This window comes from Candidatus Brachybacter algidus (assembly GCF_016707225.1).
GTDB lineage: Bacteria > Bacteroidota > Bacteroidia > Chitinophagales > Saprospiraceae > Parvibacillus > Parvibacillus algidus.
In genome coordinates, this window is record NZ_JADJID010000003.1 from 1,043,493 (window position 1) to 1,059,313 (window position 15,821).

13 protein-coding genes and 1 pseudogene are annotated in these 15,821 nt (G+C 37.7%); 12 read left to right on the top strand and 2 right to left on the bottom strand.

All coding sequences use genetic code 11. The features are described 5' to 3' along the window. Window positions 1-64: 64 nt before the first annotated feature. Window positions 65-2,809, bottom strand: coding sequence for a 2-oxoglutarate dehydrogenase E1 component (locus IPI15_RS14310; RefSeq protein WP_287405612.1), 2,745 nt, complete (start codon window positions 2,807-2,809; stop codon window positions 65-67). A 484-nt stretch (window positions 2,810-3,293) separates the two neighbouring features. Between IPI15_RS14310 and IPI15_RS14315 the strand changes: the two genes are divergently transcribed. From IPI15_RS14315 to IPI15_RS19880, 3 genes are all read left to right on the top strand, one after another. Continuing rightward, the gene (locus IPI15_RS14315; RefSeq protein WP_287405611.1) at window positions 3,294-3,731 is read left to right on the top strand and encodes a regulatory protein RecX; all 438 of its coding nucleotides are present in this window, start codon (window positions 3,294-3,296) and stop codon (window positions 3,729-3,731) included. Further along, the gene (locus IPI15_RS14320; protein WP_287405610.1) at window positions 3,721-4,395 is read left to right on the top strand and encodes a DNA alkylation repair protein; all 675 of its coding nucleotides are present in this window, start codon (window positions 3,721-3,723) and stop codon (window positions 4,393-4,395) included. Before IPI15_RS14315 ends, IPI15_RS14320 begins: the two co-directional genes overlap by 11 nt. 174 nt (window positions 4,396-4,569) lie before the next feature. Beyond that, on the top strand, window positions 4,570-4,662 hold the full coding sequence (locus tag IPI15_RS19880; protein ID WP_353845310.1) for a type II toxin-antitoxin system HicA family toxin: 93 nt from the start codon (window positions 4,570-4,572) through the stop codon (window positions 4,660-4,662). A gap of 44 nt (window positions 4,663-4,706) precedes the next feature. On the opposite strand, the pseudogene IPI15_RS19885 reads toward IPI15_RS19880, so the two are convergent. Beyond that, window positions 4,707-4,973: pseudogene (locus IPI15_RS19885) on the bottom strand (DUF1016 N-terminal domain-containing protein); the annotation flags it as partial. A gap of 111 nt (window positions 4,974-5,084) precedes the next feature. Here IPI15_RS19885 and purD point away from each other — a divergent pair. The 9 genes from purD (at window position 5,085) to IPI15_RS14360 (ending at window position 14,471) form a co-directional block, all read left to right on the top strand. Beyond that, the gene (gene purD, locus IPI15_RS14325) at window positions 5,085-6,365 is read left to right on the top strand and encodes a phosphoribosylamine--glycine ligase (RefSeq protein WP_287405609.1); all 1,281 of its coding nucleotides are present in this window, start codon (window positions 5,085-5,087) and stop codon (window positions 6,363-6,365) included. 429 nt (window positions 6,366-6,794) lie between these two features. Next, window positions 6,795-8,606, top strand: a complete 1,812-nt coding sequence (locus tag IPI15_RS14330; RefSeq protein ID WP_287420832.1) for an alanine racemase — start codon at window positions 6,795-6,797, stop codon at window positions 8,604-8,606. 23 nt (window positions 8,607-8,629) lie between these two features. After that, on the top strand, window positions 8,630-9,262 hold the full coding sequence (alr, locus tag IPI15_RS14335) for an alanine racemase (RefSeq protein WP_287420834.1): 633 nt from the start codon (window positions 8,630-8,632) through the stop codon (window positions 9,260-9,262). A 434-nt stretch (window positions 9,263-9,696) separates the two neighbouring features. After that, window positions 9,697-10,665: an amino acid permease gene (locus IPI15_RS20145; RefSeq protein WP_287420836.1), complete on the top strand. Its 969-nt coding sequence runs from the start codon at window positions 9,697-9,699 to the stop codon at window positions 10,663-10,665. Window positions 10,666-10,724: 59 nt separating this feature from the next. Next, a complete protein-coding gene (locus IPI15_RS20150) occupies window positions 10,725-11,084 on the top strand; it encodes an amino acid permease (RefSeq protein WP_287420838.1) in 360 nt (119 codons plus the stop codon). Continuing rightward, on the top strand, window positions 11,084-11,200 hold the full coding sequence (locus tag IPI15_RS20155) for an amino acid permease C-terminal domain-containing protein (protein WP_502711649.1): 117 nt from the start codon (window positions 11,084-11,086) through the stop codon (window positions 11,198-11,200). The genes IPI15_RS20150 and IPI15_RS20155 overlap by 1 nt, the downstream gene beginning before the upstream one ends. A 918-nt stretch (window positions 11,201-12,118) precedes the next feature. Further along, entirely contained in the window at window positions 12,119-12,805 is a 687-nt protein-coding gene (locus IPI15_RS14350; protein ID WP_287420840.1) for a hypothetical protein, read from the top strand. A gap of 726 nt (window positions 12,806-13,531) precedes the next feature. Continuing rightward, on the top strand, window positions 13,532-13,663 hold the full coding sequence (locus IPI15_RS14355) for a hypothetical protein (protein ID WP_287420842.1): 132 nt from the start codon (window positions 13,532-13,534) through the stop codon (window positions 13,661-13,663). Between the two features lie 628 nt (window positions 13,664-14,291). Next, window positions 14,292-14,471, top strand: a complete 180-nt coding sequence (locus IPI15_RS14360; protein ID WP_287420844.1) for a hypothetical protein — start codon at window positions 14,292-14,294, stop codon at window positions 14,469-14,471. Window positions 14,472-15,821: the final 1,350 nt, after the last annotated feature.

The following is a 15,821-nucleotide window of genomic DNA, read 5'->3' on the forward strand; positions in this document are numbered from 1 at the left end:
TGCCTTTGTTTCTTAACTGCCGAAACTTAAGTTCTTGATCTTAGTCCAAATCTATATTCTATTCCTACTCAAACGCCTTCACCATGATCTCCGCTTGCTGTCTGTCGTGCGTCTTTTTAAAACCTGTAGCCGTGCTTGCACTTGGTTTTCGTGAGATCATTTTTGCATTGTTAGGAAATAAATTTCTGATGTAATTCAATGCACCCATGTTCGCAGGTTCTTCCTGTACCCATCGAATATCAGCTTTTTTGTATTTGGTGAATATAGCATCGATCTGATCTTCAGGATACGGATATAATTGTTCTATCCTTACGATGACAGCATCTTTGATCTTTTGCTCTCTGCGATAAGCAATAAGATCATAGTAAATTTTTCCGGAGCAGAAGACCATTTTTGAAACTTTGTCTGCCTTAATGTTACCCAATTCAGTTTCATCATAAACTTCCTTAAAAGCGCTACCCGTCGCAAATTCATCAATAGATGAGATGCACTCCGGATGCCTTAAGATGGATTTCGGAGACATGATTATCAGAGGTTTTCTGAATGGTCTGGCCAACTGTCGTCTTAAGGAGTGGAAGAAATTGGCAGGAGTTGTGAGATTTGCAACAGTAATGTTGAAATCTGCACCCATGCATAGAAATCTCTCTAATCTAGCACTGGAATGCTCTGGCCCCTGTCCTTCATAACCATGTGGCAACAGAAGTACGATTCCATTCATACGTTGCCATTTAGTCTCAGCAGATACAATAAACTGATCCATTATAGTCTGAGCACCATTTGAGAAGTCGCCAAATTGAGCCTCCCACAATACTAAACTATTTGGATTGGCAAGTCCATAGCCATATTCAAAACCTAGAACGGCAAACTCTGAAAGTAGAGAATTATAGATCATAAATCTTCCCTGATCATTACTCAATCCTGTGAGACGATTATATTCAGCAAATGTATCAGCATCACGAAAGATGGCGTGTCTATGAGAGAATGTTCCTCTTTTGACATCCTGACCACTCATTCTTACATCTTTTCCTTCCATCAAAATAGATCCATAGGCTGCAAGTTCAGCCATAGCCCAGTCTAATTGACCTGCCTCAACATATGCCTCTTTACCCTTCAGCAATCTATTAACTTTACTCAGCGGCTTAAATCCATCCGGTATTGTCTGTAAGTGCTGGATTAATTTTTCGATAATTGATTTTTTAACGCCAGTCTCAGGAGACGTTTTAAAATCTACGGGATCAGTGGTTTTTCTAAGTGTCTTCCAAGCCATTTCTACTTCCTGATACTTATAAGGTAGTGGCTTTTGTTTAACTTCATCCAATCTAGACTGAAGATTAGACCAATATGCTTTTTCCAATTTGTCCGTCTCAGCTTCACTGATATCACCTCTGGAATATAGCTGCTTAAGATAGATCTCTCTTGGATTCGGATGTTTAGCAATGATATCATACATCTGTGGCTGGGTAAATTTAGGATCGTCGCCCTCATTATGCCCGTGTTTTCTATAACAAACCATATCAATAAAAACATCATTATTGAATAGCTGTCTGTATTCTGTAGCTAGTTCAACAGCAAAAATCACAGCTTCCGGATCATCTCCATTGACGTGAAAGACAGGAGCTTGAACTAAGGAAGCCGAAGCAGTGCAATAAGTGGAAGATCTTCCATCTTCAAAGTCTGTGGTAAAACCAATTTGATTGTTAATCACAAAGTGCATCGTACCACCAGTGTAATAACCATTTAACTGGCTCATTTGAACGACCTCATATACAACTCCTTGTCCTACTACCGCAGCATCTCCATGGATTAGTATAGGTAATATCTTATCGTATTCACTTTGGTACATGATATCCGCTTTCGCTCTTGCGAAGCCTTCTACTACAGGATTGACTGCTTCAAGGTGTGATGGATTCGGAACCAGCTTGAGATAAACTTTCTTATTATCCGGTGTGGTGACCTGACTAGAAAAGCCAAGGTGATATTTCACATCACCATCACCGAAACTTTGATCAGGAACTGCTGTACCTTCAAATTCCGAAAATATTTGTTCGTATGTTTTGCCCATAATGTTTGCAAGTACATTTAATCTTCCTCTATGAGCCATACCTATGACCACTTCTTCTACTCCACTGTTCGCACCGATTGAAATCATCGCATCCAATGCAGCAATCGTGGTCTCACCACCTTCGAGTGAAAATCTCTTTTGTCCGACATATTTGGTATGAAGAAATTCTTCAAACATGACAGCTCCGTTCAATTTCTCAAGAATTCTGATCTTACTTTCATGATTGATACCAAAGTCATCAAGATGGGTTCGGTTTTCAATTTTATCTTGAAGCCAATTGCGTTTTTCCCAATTTTCGATATGTGCAAATTCGAAACCAATATGCCCGCAGTAAATACTCTTAAGGTGATTAATAATTTCAGCAAGGGTTGCATTATTAAGCCCAATCGCATTACCTGCCTTGAAAGACTGTCCCATATCAGATTCGCTCAGATCATAGTCATTAAGATCCAAGTGTGGAGCGCGATTTTTGCGATTTCTTATTGGATTGGTGGTCGACAATAAATGACCTCTTTGTCTAAACGCATTAATAAGGTTGCTTACGCCGATCTCTTTTGTTACATTTCCTGAATCTGAAGTCTGATTATCAGGATTATAGGATACACCATCAAATTTAACAGAATAATCAAATCCTGCAAAGAATGATTTCCACTCTTTGTCTACTGATTCCGGATCTTTAAGATAGTCTTTGTATAATGACTCAATCACGCTCGGATGGGCATTGGAAATAAAAGAAAAATCTGCCATGGTTAATTGTCGAAAATGTATTAATAAAATTGTTGAGTTTATTTTTCAAAAATGGATGCAAATATCGTAATAATTAATGATATCATTTGACATATTTGCAACAATTATCTTAAAAAGGTGTACTAATTATTAAATTATTAGATACCTCTAAATTTTAAATTATATCTGCCTAAAAATTTATCTTACTGTTAATGATTTTGATTTCAAACGCTCCAATCTTATTAAATATTTTCGTTTTGAATGATACATATTTGTGAATGATCGAATATTAAGGTTATGCATTTTAAGTTAAATCACTTTTGAAGATAAAATTAAAAACAGTCATTCCAGTTTTCATTTATTCTCTTGGGATAAAAGATTGTTTATGAACAGGATAATATAATAACAAAAGATAGTTTAATAATTGTTTCAAAAACATTTCCTTAGTATTACCACTTTGTCATCTTCTTCAATTTCAAATCTCAACTATTTCCTATATTTATCGATGAATTCAAACGATCTAGAAAGAGCGAAGAAATACTGTGCATATCAGGAGCGTTGCCATTCTGAAGTAAGAAGCAGACTGCTGGAATGGAAGATCTACGGAGATGACCTGGAGGAGATAATCGTGGCATTAATTGAAGAAAACTTTCTTAATGAGGAGCGATTTGCTAAAGCATATGTTTCTGGCAAATTCAACATGAACCACTGGGGTAAAAATAAGATCAGCCAGGCACTAAAAGCCAAACACATCTCAGATTATTGCATCAGAAAAGGACTGGAAGTAATACAAGACGAAGATTATATCAGGACGATCAAACAAATTTTGGAAAAGCGAAGTCGCGAAAAAAAGACCCATTCTTCCTTTCAACTTAGTCAATATCTCATGTCCAGAGGATTTGAGTATAATTTAGTCAGTAAAATACTCGAACATGAAGGCTGAACAATGGCTAGCAGACATGCGGGAAACACTGGCTGAGTATCGAAATGAGCAGAATGCTGTTGCGATCAGTAAATACTTCAGAAATAAGTTTGCCTCCTTTGGACTTAAAAATGGCGAACGCAGAAACTTGACAAAATTATTCCTTACTGAAGCAAAACATTTTTCTGTCGAAGAACTAAACGCTGCAGTCAGGCTCATGTGGGATCAACCGGAACGTGAATTTCAGCATGCCGGAATAGAATTAGTAGATAAATATCGCAAGAAAATTGGCGACCAATTAAAAGGTGAATTAGAGTTTATAATAACAAATAAATCCTGGTGGGACACCGTTGATTTTATTGCTTCAACTACTGTGGGATGGGCATATAAAGAGGGCTACATTACTTTACAAGACATCGAATCCTGGAATAAATCATCCGACATGTGGCTCAATCGAACGAGCATTATTTTTCAATTGAAATATCATAAAGAAACTGACTGGGACCTACTTCAAAAGAATATATTACACCATGCTGCTCACAAGGATTTCTTTATAAAAAAGGCTATTGGCTGGGCGTTGAGACAGTATGGAAAGACTCATGAAAAGGAGGTGACCCAATTTGTCGAAACGCATGAACTGTCGACGTTGAGTGTGAGAGAAGCAATGCGGATAATTAATAAATGAAGATAGGAAGTATAGTACTTTCTATGAAACCATTTATATCACTCATCCTAAAATTAAAAATTAGAAATTAGAAGTCAGAATAAAACTCCGATAGTTGTCTCCAGCAATTGAAAGCATTATAATGTCCGGTTTACCAATTATTTCCGGGAAAAATCTAATTACATTTTTGGAAAAATAAGGTTCAAAGTCACAAGGAAAAAAGGATCGCATCATCGTTTAAAACATTTTGATGGCAGAGCAACAACCATTCCAGTGCACAATGACTAAGATTTACCAAAAGGTTTATTGCGAAAGATTATTAGGGAAGATATTCAATTGACATTGGATGAATTTGAAAAGTTAATTAAATGATATTTAGTCAATTTTGGTTCAAGTAAGGCCAGACATTTTATTTGTTTCTGCAGGGCACCAATGTTCCAATTTGCATCGATGCTTTCTTGTAAATAATGGTTCCGTTTAGCTTCAGTGTCCAATCTGCATAATAGGCGGTAGAGTGTCCAGCTCAATTCGTGACGAATTGCGTCACGAATTGGAAATGACAAGTAAAATGCTCGCATTTTATTAAGGTTTTTTTCGTAAAAACCCTTGCTAACTTTTTAAGACATTTTAAATCATTATATATTTCTTTCGCCTTCAGATACTTTCGTTTCATTACTTTTGCCACCATTATTAAATACCAATATTTATAAATGTCTTACAATATTCTCCTTCTAGGTGGCGGCGGCCGGGAACATGCCATGGCGGCACACATCGTTAAAAGCCCAAAATGTAATCAACTATTCATAGCTCCAGGGAATGCAGGAACTTCAGAACTTGGCGCAAATCTTGATTTTGCAGCAACAGATTTTGCCTCAATCAGAGATGCCATCATAGAGCAAAATATCAGAATGGTCCTCGTAGGTCCGGAAGATCCACTCGTACAAGGTCTTGTAGATCAATTACACAATGATCCACTGACAAAAGAGGTTATGGTATTCGGTCCGGAGGCAGCAGGTGCTCAATTGGAAGGGAGTAAGGCATTTGCAAAAGCATTCATGGATCGCGCAGGCATACCCACGGCTGCTTACAGAGAATTTTCAAAAGATGAAGAAGTCGCTACAATAGAATATCTTTCATCCCTACCCTGCCCCATCGTCATCAAGGCGGACGGACTCGCAGCAGGCAAGGGAGTAATCATCGCCCATACCAATGACGAGGCTATAGAAGCAACCAAAGAGATATATGCCGGACAATTTGGCGATTCAGGAAACAAAGTAGTCATAGAAGCTTTTCTGGATGGCATTGAATTTTCAGTATTTGTAATCACCAATGGCTTTGAATATCAGATTTTACCGGTAGCGAAAGATTACAAAAAGATCTTCGAAGGCGATATGGGGCCAAATACAGGAGGCATGGGAGCCATCAGCCCTCCACCTTTCGTGGACGAGGTCATGATGGATAAAGTAACTACCAGGGTCATTGAACCTACCTTAGCCCAACTTAAAAAAGATGGAATTCCTTATGTTGGATTTATATTTCTGGGTATGATCGAAGTAAATGGCGAACCATTTGTCATCGAATATAATACCCGCATGGGAGATCCTGAAACTGAAGTAGTTTTCCCGCGCTTACAGTCTGACATGGTGCAGGTATTTGAAGATCTGATACGCCACAATCCGCTAGAACCTTTGATCATCGATTCTAATTTTGCTGCCGGTATTTATATCGTAGCAAATGGTTATCCAGGCGATTATTCCAAAGGAAGTGAGATCAGTTTGGAAGATTTTCCCAATGAGGCTTTTCACTTTATGGGTGGCACCAAGACTAACGATGAGGGGCAAGTCGTTTCTAATGGTGGGCGTGTGATCTTCGTCGGAGCTATGGATCCAATCCTGTCTGAAGCACGCAGAAAATCGCTGGATGCAGCAGATTCTGTCGTCATGGAGGGAAAGTTCTATAGGAGAGATATTGGGGCGGATGTGGATATGTAGAAGTATTAGAGTTGAAAAGTATTAGAGTGGATAGTATTAGAGTTAGATAGTATTAGAGAATAACAGGGGATTGTAGGGATAAGGCTTGCCCTTGTCCTTCAGGTAGAATATAAGTAGGATAGTATTAGAGTGGATAGTATTAAAAAATAACAGGAGGTTGTAGGGTTAAGGCTTGACCTTGTCCTTCAGGTAGAATATAAGTAGGATAGTATTAGAGTGGATAGTATTAGAGAATAACAGAAGGTTGTAGGGATAAGGCTTGACCTTTTCCTTCAGGTAGAATATAAGTAGGATAGTATTAGAGTTAGATAGTATTAGGGTATTAGAGTGGATAGTATTAGATTAGTATTAAATTTATGAAGCAGATAATTTTTTAAAAATTCATGCTAAAATTCAAATATGCTATCACGTTAGAAAACCAATTGACAATTGATAAATAAAACCGCACGAGAAATCAATCAAATTCTGAAAGGAAGACTTTCGGGAGATTTGGACATTAATCCAATGATAGAGCGTGTTGCGTATGATACCAGGCAAATACATCTGGCACATGAAGTCATGTTTGTCGCACTCGCAGGTGAAAGAAGAGACGGACACAATTACATCAAAAAGGCTTATGACGCAGGTGTTAGAGCCTTTCTAATTCATAGAAATATTGATACTTCCATTTTTGGCGGATCTATTTTTATAATTGTGGAGGATACTTTGGCCAGCCTTCAGATCCTTGCTGCCGCTCACAGACAAAGGTTCGACGTTCCGGTCATTGGTATAACAGGAAGTAATGGCAAGACCATCGTCAAAGAATGGCTTTATCAGATTCTTTCAAGTGAAAAAAATATTGCCAAAAGCCCAAAGAGTTTTAATAGTCAGCTTGGAGTACCAATTTCCGTATTCACGATCAATGAAGGCAGTAATATGGCCATCATCGAAGCCGGAATATCCAGAAAAAACGAGATGAAAAGTCTTGAAGAGATTGTAAAGCCAACGATAGGGATCCTTACATACGTAGGCGCAGCGCATAGTGAGGGTTTTGAAAGTAAAGAAGAAAAATTATTGGAAAAACTAATTTTTTTCAAAGACGCCTCCACCGTCATCTTTCAAAATACAGAACTAAATCTAAGATGTTTCAATAATTTGTATCCTCAAAAGAACCGTTTCACATGGTCAGTCAATGGTGAAGGAGACGTGGTTTATAATATTGAAAAGATAAAGGCGCACAAGTCAACGATTACGATCAACTATAATGGAGAGAAGTCAAATATAAAAATCCCTTTTATTGATGATGTTTATTTGCACAATGCCTTTACGTGCATTTCCTATTTGATCTGGAGTGGACACCAAATGGAACAAATTGAAACAATGGTCAGCAAATTGATGCCCATCTCAATGAGACTTGAACTTAAAAGAGGGATGTTCAACTCTGTGCTCATCAATGATACCTACAATTCGGATATCAATTCCATTGCCATTGCATTTTCGGCTGCTAAAAAAGAAGCTGCTGGAAGGAAAATGGTGCTAATTGTTTCTGAATTCGCAGCTTCAACCAATCATACAATATCGGACTACGACACACTTATCCAGCTTATAAATGACATAGACCCAGCGGTATTTATTGGTGTGGGAGAAGAAATTCGACAGTTAAACGGCAAGTTGAAGGCCAGCATAAGTACTCAATTTTTCCATAGTACTTCTAGTTTATTGCAAGGTTTGGACATCACCATTATTCGAGATAGTGTGGTCCTATTGAAGGGTGCCAGAAAACATTCTTTCGAAATAATCGTGGACAAACTCGAGCAACGAGCACATGAATCTTCCCTAGAAATTAACCTTTCAGCTCTTAAACACAACCTGGAATTGTACCAGTCGAAGATTCATTCAGGTACGGGCATTATGGTCATGATCAAAGCCAGTGCTTATGGTTCAGGGTCGATCGAAGTAGCTAGGATACTTCAACAACAAGGTGTTGAATACCTGTCAGTAGCTTATATTGATGAAGGCATCGATCTAAGAAAAGCAGGAATCACCCTACCCATCATGGTCATGAACAGTGGTATGGACTTCATCGAACGCATGGTGGAATATGATCTGGAGCCAGAAATCTATGCCCCGGAGCAGCTCGACAATTTGTTAACCTATCTTAGCAGAAACGATGAGAAGATCGGAGCCCATTTAAAACTGGATACAGGTATGCATCGGCTAGGATTTACGATGGATGAAGTGGAGATGTTAATTGAAAATTAAAAGACAATACTTCTATTCAGATCGTGTCTATATTCTCACATTTGGCAGGAAGTGGCGAAGCTTTGTTTGACGATTACACAAATTATCAGGCAGCATATTTTGAAAAAATGGCCAAAACGATCAGCACCGGATTGCGTATCAATCCAATGAAGCATATACTTAATTCGAGTGGTATAGCCAGATTTCCTCAATTTCAATATGAAATGGTACGCCTCGGCATAGGTCTATATGGGTTTGATCCAAGCGGATTTGTTTTAGATCTCAAGACTGTAATGACGCTAAAGGCTCGTATTTCTAGAATAAAGACAATTACGGAAGGAAATACAGTAGGTTATGACAGAAGGTGGAAGGCACTGCGAACTTCGAATATTGCCACCATATCGATAGGCTATGCAGATGGACTGAGAAGGCAGGCAGGAAATGGCAAGTGGCAGGTATTAATCCACGGCTCCAGGGTAGATATAGTAGGAAGCATATGTATGGATATGACCATGGTTGATGTAACAGATATACCTGGAGTTCAGGAAGGTGACGAAGTTACAATATTTGGTGAAGTCAATCGTGCAGACAAACTGGCTGAAGTGTATCAAACTATTCCATATGAAGTTTTCACAGGTATTAGTAGTAGGGTGAAAAGGACTTATATTATGGAGTGATTTAAATAATAAGTCAGTGGTCAGACGTCAGTGATCAATAATCAGTGACCAGTAATAAACTTGAGCGGAACATCCAGGCCGACTGACACCAATGAAGGTGAGAGCTACATACTAGACATCCCGGGCTGAAAAGAATAAATAATTTTATCCTGGCTTATAAATTAGAATACAACTTCGAATGTTTTTAATAGCAATTTATTGAACGATTAAATATCAAAATATTATTAAACTTGATGTATTGAATATTTATATATACCTGTTAATCAACTTTTAATTAGAATCCAGAACCATAGTTTTGGAATTGCATGAAGCAAATAAACTGTTCAAACCCTTTTGATATAAAGCATTTGATTGTTAGTAATTTTCAAATAAAAAAGTTGGTTCTTCTCTATATTTCCATATATTTACCCACTAATTAAATAAAACGCAGAACTATGTCAAATTTTTTATCTCGCAAAAAACCACTCCATCTTCTTCTGGCAGATGCCGAAGAAAGTGAAAAAAGCCTTAAAAGAACATTGACTTCATGGTCTTTGATTGCCCTCGGAATAGGAGCCATCATTGGTGCGGGATTATTCGTAAGGACTGCTGCCGCTGCCACAAAATGCAGGGCCATCTGTTACCTGGGATTTTTATTAGCTGCATTTGGCTGTGCTTTGGCAGGTTTATGTTATGCCGAATTATCTTCTTCAATTCCAATCTCCGGAAGTGCCTATACATATACTTATGCCACAATGGGAGAGATCCTTGCTTGGGTCATTGGTTGGGATTTAGTTCTAGAATATGCAGTAGGTGCCGCCACAGTTGGAATAGCCTGGAGTGAATATCTTAACAATTTTCTAACCCAGGTCATGGGGTGGAGCGCTATACCTTATGAATGGTGCCATTCTCCCTTTCAAACCCTGTCAGATCCAAAGACACAAGAAGTTATAGCTTCAGGCATAATTAATCTTCCAGCATTATTCATAGTATCTATGTTGAGTTTGCTTCTGATAAGAGGAACGCAGGAATCAGCGGTGGTCAACAACCTAATTGTCATCGTAAAAGTTGCTATTGTAGTATTAATCATAGCTTTAGGATGGGGATATATCAATCCAGCCAACCACATACCTTACATTCCTGAACCAACTACCTATGTCGACCATCAAGGCGTGTCCTATCATTTTGGAGGCATCATGGGCATCTTGGGAGCTGCAGGAACGGTATTTTTTGCTTTTATTGGTTTCGACGCAGTGAGTACAGCAGCTCAGGAAACTAAAAATCCAAAGCGGGATATGCCTATCGGAATTCTAGGATCATTAGTGATCTGTACTGTTCTTTATGTTTTGTTTTCCCACGTTTTGACTGGTTTAGCTGATGTAGAATTCTTCAGAGATCCAACCAGAGGGGTGAAGCTTCTGTAGTAGCAGCTATAACTAAGGAATGCCGGCATCGTATAGTTGGTTAAAGCAAATCTGTAACTGTGGCAATTCTAGCTGGTTTTTCATCAGTAATTCTGGTGATGCTTTTAGGTCAAAGTCGCGTATTTTATTCTATGAGCAAAGATGGTTTACTTCCAAGAGTATTTTCAGATCTACATCCAAAATATAAAACACCATATAAAGGCAATTTAGTCATTTTGATCCTTGTAGGACTATTCGCTGCCTTTGTTCCCGGTGACATCGTAGGTCATATGACCAGTATTGGTACATTGTTTGCTTTCATGCTGGTTTGCCTTGCAGTAATTATATTAAGAAAAAAAAAGAACCAAATCTTAAGAGACAATTTAAGACACCACTTGTACCTTTCATTCCTATTCTGGGTATTCTTGCCTGTGGCCTGATGATATTTAGTCTTGGCTGGCAGAACTGGGCTCGTTTGGGCGGATGGTTAGCAATCGGAATGGTGATATATTATGCTTATGGCAGAAGGCACAGTAAGCTAAAAGACACTGAATAATTAACATTTAAAGGATTATTCAATGATAAAATCCCGAGATTAACATTTTGTTAGTCTCGGGATTTTTTTTTCAGAATTCTTAGCATTTCATAATACAATGTTATAAAGACTTTTCTTAAAACTAATACTGAATGAAAGTTCCTAAAAGCCCATCCCATGGTTTCGAGATGACCAAAGCGTAGTAAATTATGCTTTGTTAAAATAACCATTCAAAATCATCATATATTTGACACTATTTTCAGTATCGTGCAGCGAAATTGAAACGCAGTGTATATAACTATTATCGAACAATTTTAAATCTAGATATCATGGTAGCCTCTTACTTTTATTGTGCTCTTCATTATTTACCTTAAATACGTCTGTAGAATGCGAAATAGGGAATGTGACATAAAGAGACGAGCCTTTGCAATGAAGATGGCAATTACAATATTTTCTTCAACTTTCAACATGCCAATACGAGCGACTCATTCAAAATAATTTTAGAAAATGCTGTGTTGGGCAAATTTGCATACACTGATCTTCCTGTTTCGCTAAAATGGGATACCGGTACAGGGCAAACACAGGTATTTCATTTTTCAAGATTTAGGCCAGCCAAATTGTACAGCTGCCAAAGAAGTTCATGGCCCCGACTGCAGTAGTAACAATGAATGTGATATTTCTAATATAACTTACTCACTTACCGACTGCAATGGTGAAGGTAACTATTGGATTCATTTTAATTTTGAACATCAGAATACCAGTGATTCTTTCAAAGTTTATTCAGCCAACACATGTTATGGCACATATGCTTATTCAAACTTACCAATAACCATCTACGGCATAGCCGGAAACGGCCAAGGACATGGGTTCTTATTCAAAGACAAACAAAACCTAAGCTGCGCTGCTGATATATTTGTACCAGGGGTAACTTGTCCAGGAATGGAAGAATGTGATCTTTCAAATCTTTCAATCCTTAAGTTGGAATGTAATCTAGATAATCAATTCAATGTCAAGATCAATTTTAATCATACCAATACCGGCACCACATTTAAGATTCAGGGCAACGGAAACAATTACGGAACTTTCAATTATGCCGATCTACCTGTGATAATAGGCCCTTTTAATGGTTTAGTCACTTCTAATTATGAATTCGTAGTCAAAGACATTGAAACTCCGGATTGCAATATTAGCGGTGTTATTTCAGCCCCTTATTGTCAGTCGGGAGAATGTGATATATCCAATATAACTTATAATCTAACCGATTGTAATGGAGAAGGGAATTATTGGATACATTTCAATTTTGACCACCAGAATACAAGTGATTCCTTTTATTTATACAGTGCTAATGCCCTTGTTGGCACATATGCATATAGCAATCTGCCTATCACAGTCTATGGAATAGCCGGTAATGGTGTTGGACATGGATTCCTTTTCAAGGATAAGGCTAATATCGGCTGCGCTGAAGATATTTTCGTGCCTGGACAAGATTGTAACGGCAATGGGGAATGTGATCTTTCAGAATTGGTCATAACTAAGCTTGAGTGTAATGCCAATAATCAATTCAATGTCAAAATCAATTTTGATCATGTAATACAAGTGGACTTTTACAGTCCAAGGAAATGGTAATCAATATGGTACTTTTAGTTATGCCAACTTCCCCATCATTCTTGGCCCTTTCAATGGCAATTCCAGTGGTGATTATGAATTTGTAGTTAAAGATGCAGAAAATCCAAATTGCAATATTGATGGCTTTATCACTGGTCCATATTGTGAAAACAACAATGAATGTCACCTCTATGATGTCGCTTATAATCTCAGCGATTGTGATAATAATGGTAAATTTTCAATTTATTAAGACTCTCCTATCAAAATACAAGCGATTCATTTAAATTTATATTGAAAATGAATATCTTGGCACCTTGCATATACAGACATGCCAGTTCAAATAAATGGGCTAATGGTAATGGGCAGGTACTGCATTATTGGTTCAGATGCTGCAAATCGGTTGTAAAGTATGAAATCACTTCACCAAATTGTAATGGGCAAAATGAATGCAACTTAAAAGTAACTTGAATATTCTAAGGTAGAGTGTAACAATGATGGCCAATTCAATGTAAAAATCAACTTTGACCATGAAAACACAAAATCTGCATTTCCCTGTATGAGGCAATGGCCAAAGTGTACGGTACTTTTAGTTATGCGGATCTGCTATCATTATTGGTCCTTTCAATGGAAATATCAATACAAGTTATGAGTTTGTAATTAAAGACTTAGACCAGCCTGATTGCAAATTTCAGGATTTATCACAGGTATATTGTAACAATGAAGAGTGTCAAATCACAAGTGTTGCATATGAAACCAGTAATTGTGACGATGCTTTACAGCAATTTCAAAGTCTATTTTAATTTACAATATCAGAATGCAAGCGATTCATTCAATGTATATCAAGCTAATAATGAATTGGGAACATTTGCATATGCTTGATTTGCCGAATTTCATTTGGTCCCTTCCCAGGAATGGAGAACATTGTTATTTTTCTTCGAAGTTTTGAAAATGCTGAGTGTGCCAAAGCAAAAGAAGTTCATACTCCGGTTGTAGTAATTCGGAAATTGTGATCTTTCTGAACTATCTATCCTCAAACTGGAATGTAACAACGACGGGCAGTTTTAATGTAAAGATAATTTTGCTGTGAAAATACCGGAACTCATTTTACTGCAAAAGGCAATGGTCAAAACTATGGCACTTTTGGCTATTATTTTCCTGTGATAGTAGGCCACTCTGAATGGCAACGTAAATATGGTTTACGAATTTATAGTCGGGGATACAGAAAATGAGCTTGTTTTATAGAAGACACAATCCATGGACCATATTGCCGATCAAGAAAATTGTCATGTTTTTGATATATCATACAATCTTGGCAATTGCCAATCCGGGAAAGATATTATAAAATATGACCCAATTTTCAGCATGAAAATAGCAGCAATCAATTCAAATTATATGTGGACAATGTATTCAAGGGAGGATATGCCTATGCATCATTGCCACCTATAGAAGTTAGTCCGTTTCTTGGAAATGGCAGAAGCACATACTTATCTGATCAAAGATGCAAGGAATGGTGATTGTAAAACAACTAGAGCGATCAATGGCCCACAATGGCATTGAGCAAAATGAATGTGAGATCGGTGAAGTCAAGCGACTGTCTAATTGTGATGAGGAGAGAAATTTCTATGTAGAATTAAATTTTGATTACGCGGCGTCTCCGACTCTTTCAAAGTACAGGGTAATGGTGTAAGCTTCGGCTTTTTGCATATACCGACGTTCCTGTAGTTCTGGGCCCATTCGATGGAGCTTCACGAAAATTCATATAAATTTGGTGTGAAAAGATCGGCAAAACCCTGATTGCAAGGCTGGCACATCCATACACCCCTCCATATTGTGAGAATGGATTTGCCGAACCCGATCATGCCAGATTGCTTATCTAATAGGCCATGCATAGATGAAGAAAGTTATTATGCTGATGAGACATCAACCATGAAGTGATAAATGTTTCTGTTAATCTTTGGGAAGAAAATAAACTACTCGGTCAATTCGCGATTAACTCTTTCCGCGCCAGGTCACATTAAAAAATGATGTACAACCAGGAGTTAAGATCAGTAAAACAGATGCGGCAACTTTGCAATAAAAGTTTATTCGCACCCGGATTGCCTACTCGCTACGGATAAATACTTAGCCCGAACAAAATCTGTTGTTATTCCCCGATCTTCCACATCTAATGAAATGACCATAAACTGGAATCAAGTTTCCGGCGTATATAACGTATTCGATGTGAATCATAGATTGGTGATGAAAGGCAAAGGAAATAATCCAAACTCTTGTTCAGACCGAAAATCTACAACCGGGAGTTTTATTTAATTTCAGATAAGTAATATTGGAAAACAGGTAATCGTTAGGAAAGTAATTAAGATATAACAACACGAAGTTTATATAGTCAGTCGGCTAATAGAGATCGTTATTGATTTATTTATTGGCGATTACTGTCAAAAAAAATCGTGACTTAATCCAAAACAGATCCTTCATTACGGATCCACACCCTCTACTGCATCGTATTTATTTTAGATCCGAGAACCCTTCTGATAGCAGCAGTTCTTCATCAATGACGAAGATACCACGAGAATTGTTTGCAATCTTTTTCAATATGATTTGAAACTGCATCCGCAATAATATCTGCTTTCCTTGCCATTTTTTACAAGATGCTCTCCCCCGGCTTGAGATTTTCAATGGCGGCAGTCGCAATAAGCGTTTTTGGCCATAGTGCATTGCTGCAATACCATGCTCTTTAAATTCTTCGGCTGACTACATAGTCAGCATATACTCATATTATATTTGGATATAGTGTATGCCACGTGCATACCAAACCACTTTGGATCCATATTTAAAGGAGGAGATAAAGTCAGAATATGTGGATTATTTCCTTTTTTCAAATATGGCAGACAGGCTTGAGTGACCAAAAAAGTCCCTCTTACATTAATGTCAAACATGAGATCCAAATCTTTTACTTGACGTCATTTCTGTATTAGTCCCGGAGATGGCTGAAGCGTTGTTAGATCAATATATCCGTGCCATCATCTCTGCTTGCCGATCT

Coding starts and splice junctions, on each gene's coding strand:
- IPI15_RS14310 (WP_287405612.1), bottom strand. CDS start 2,809: ATGGCAGATTTTTCTTTTATTTCCAATGCCCATCCGAGCGTGATTGAG.
- IPI15_RS14315 (WP_287405611.1), top strand. CDS start 3,294: ATGAATTCAAACGATCTAGAAAGAGCGAAGAAATACTGTGCATATCAG.
- IPI15_RS14320 (WP_287405610.1), top strand. CDS start 3,721: ATGAAGGCTGAACAATGGCTAGCAGACATGCGGGAAACACTGGCTGAG.
- purD (WP_287405609.1), top strand. CDS start 5,085: ATGTCTTACAATATTCTCCTTCTAGGTGGCGGCGGCCGGGAACATGCC.
- IPI15_RS20145 (WP_287420836.1), top strand. CDS start 9,697: ATGTCAAATTTTTTATCTCGCAAAAAACCACTCCATCTTCTTCTGGCA.
- IPI15_RS20155 (WP_502711649.1), top strand. CDS start 11,084: ATGATATTTAGTCTTGGCTGGCAGAACTGGGCTCGTTTGGGCGGATGG.
- IPI15_RS14350 (WP_287420840.1), top strand. CDS start 12,119: ATGGAAGAATGTGATCTTTCAAATCTTTCAATCCTTAAGTTGGAATGT.
- IPI15_RS14355 (WP_287420842.1), top strand. CDS start 13,532: ATGAAACCAGTAATTGTGACGATGCTTTACAGCAATTTCAAAGTCTAT.
- IPI15_RS14360 (WP_287420844.1), top strand. CDS start 14,292: ATGGTGATTGTAAAACAACTAGAGCGATCAATGGCCCACAATGGCATT.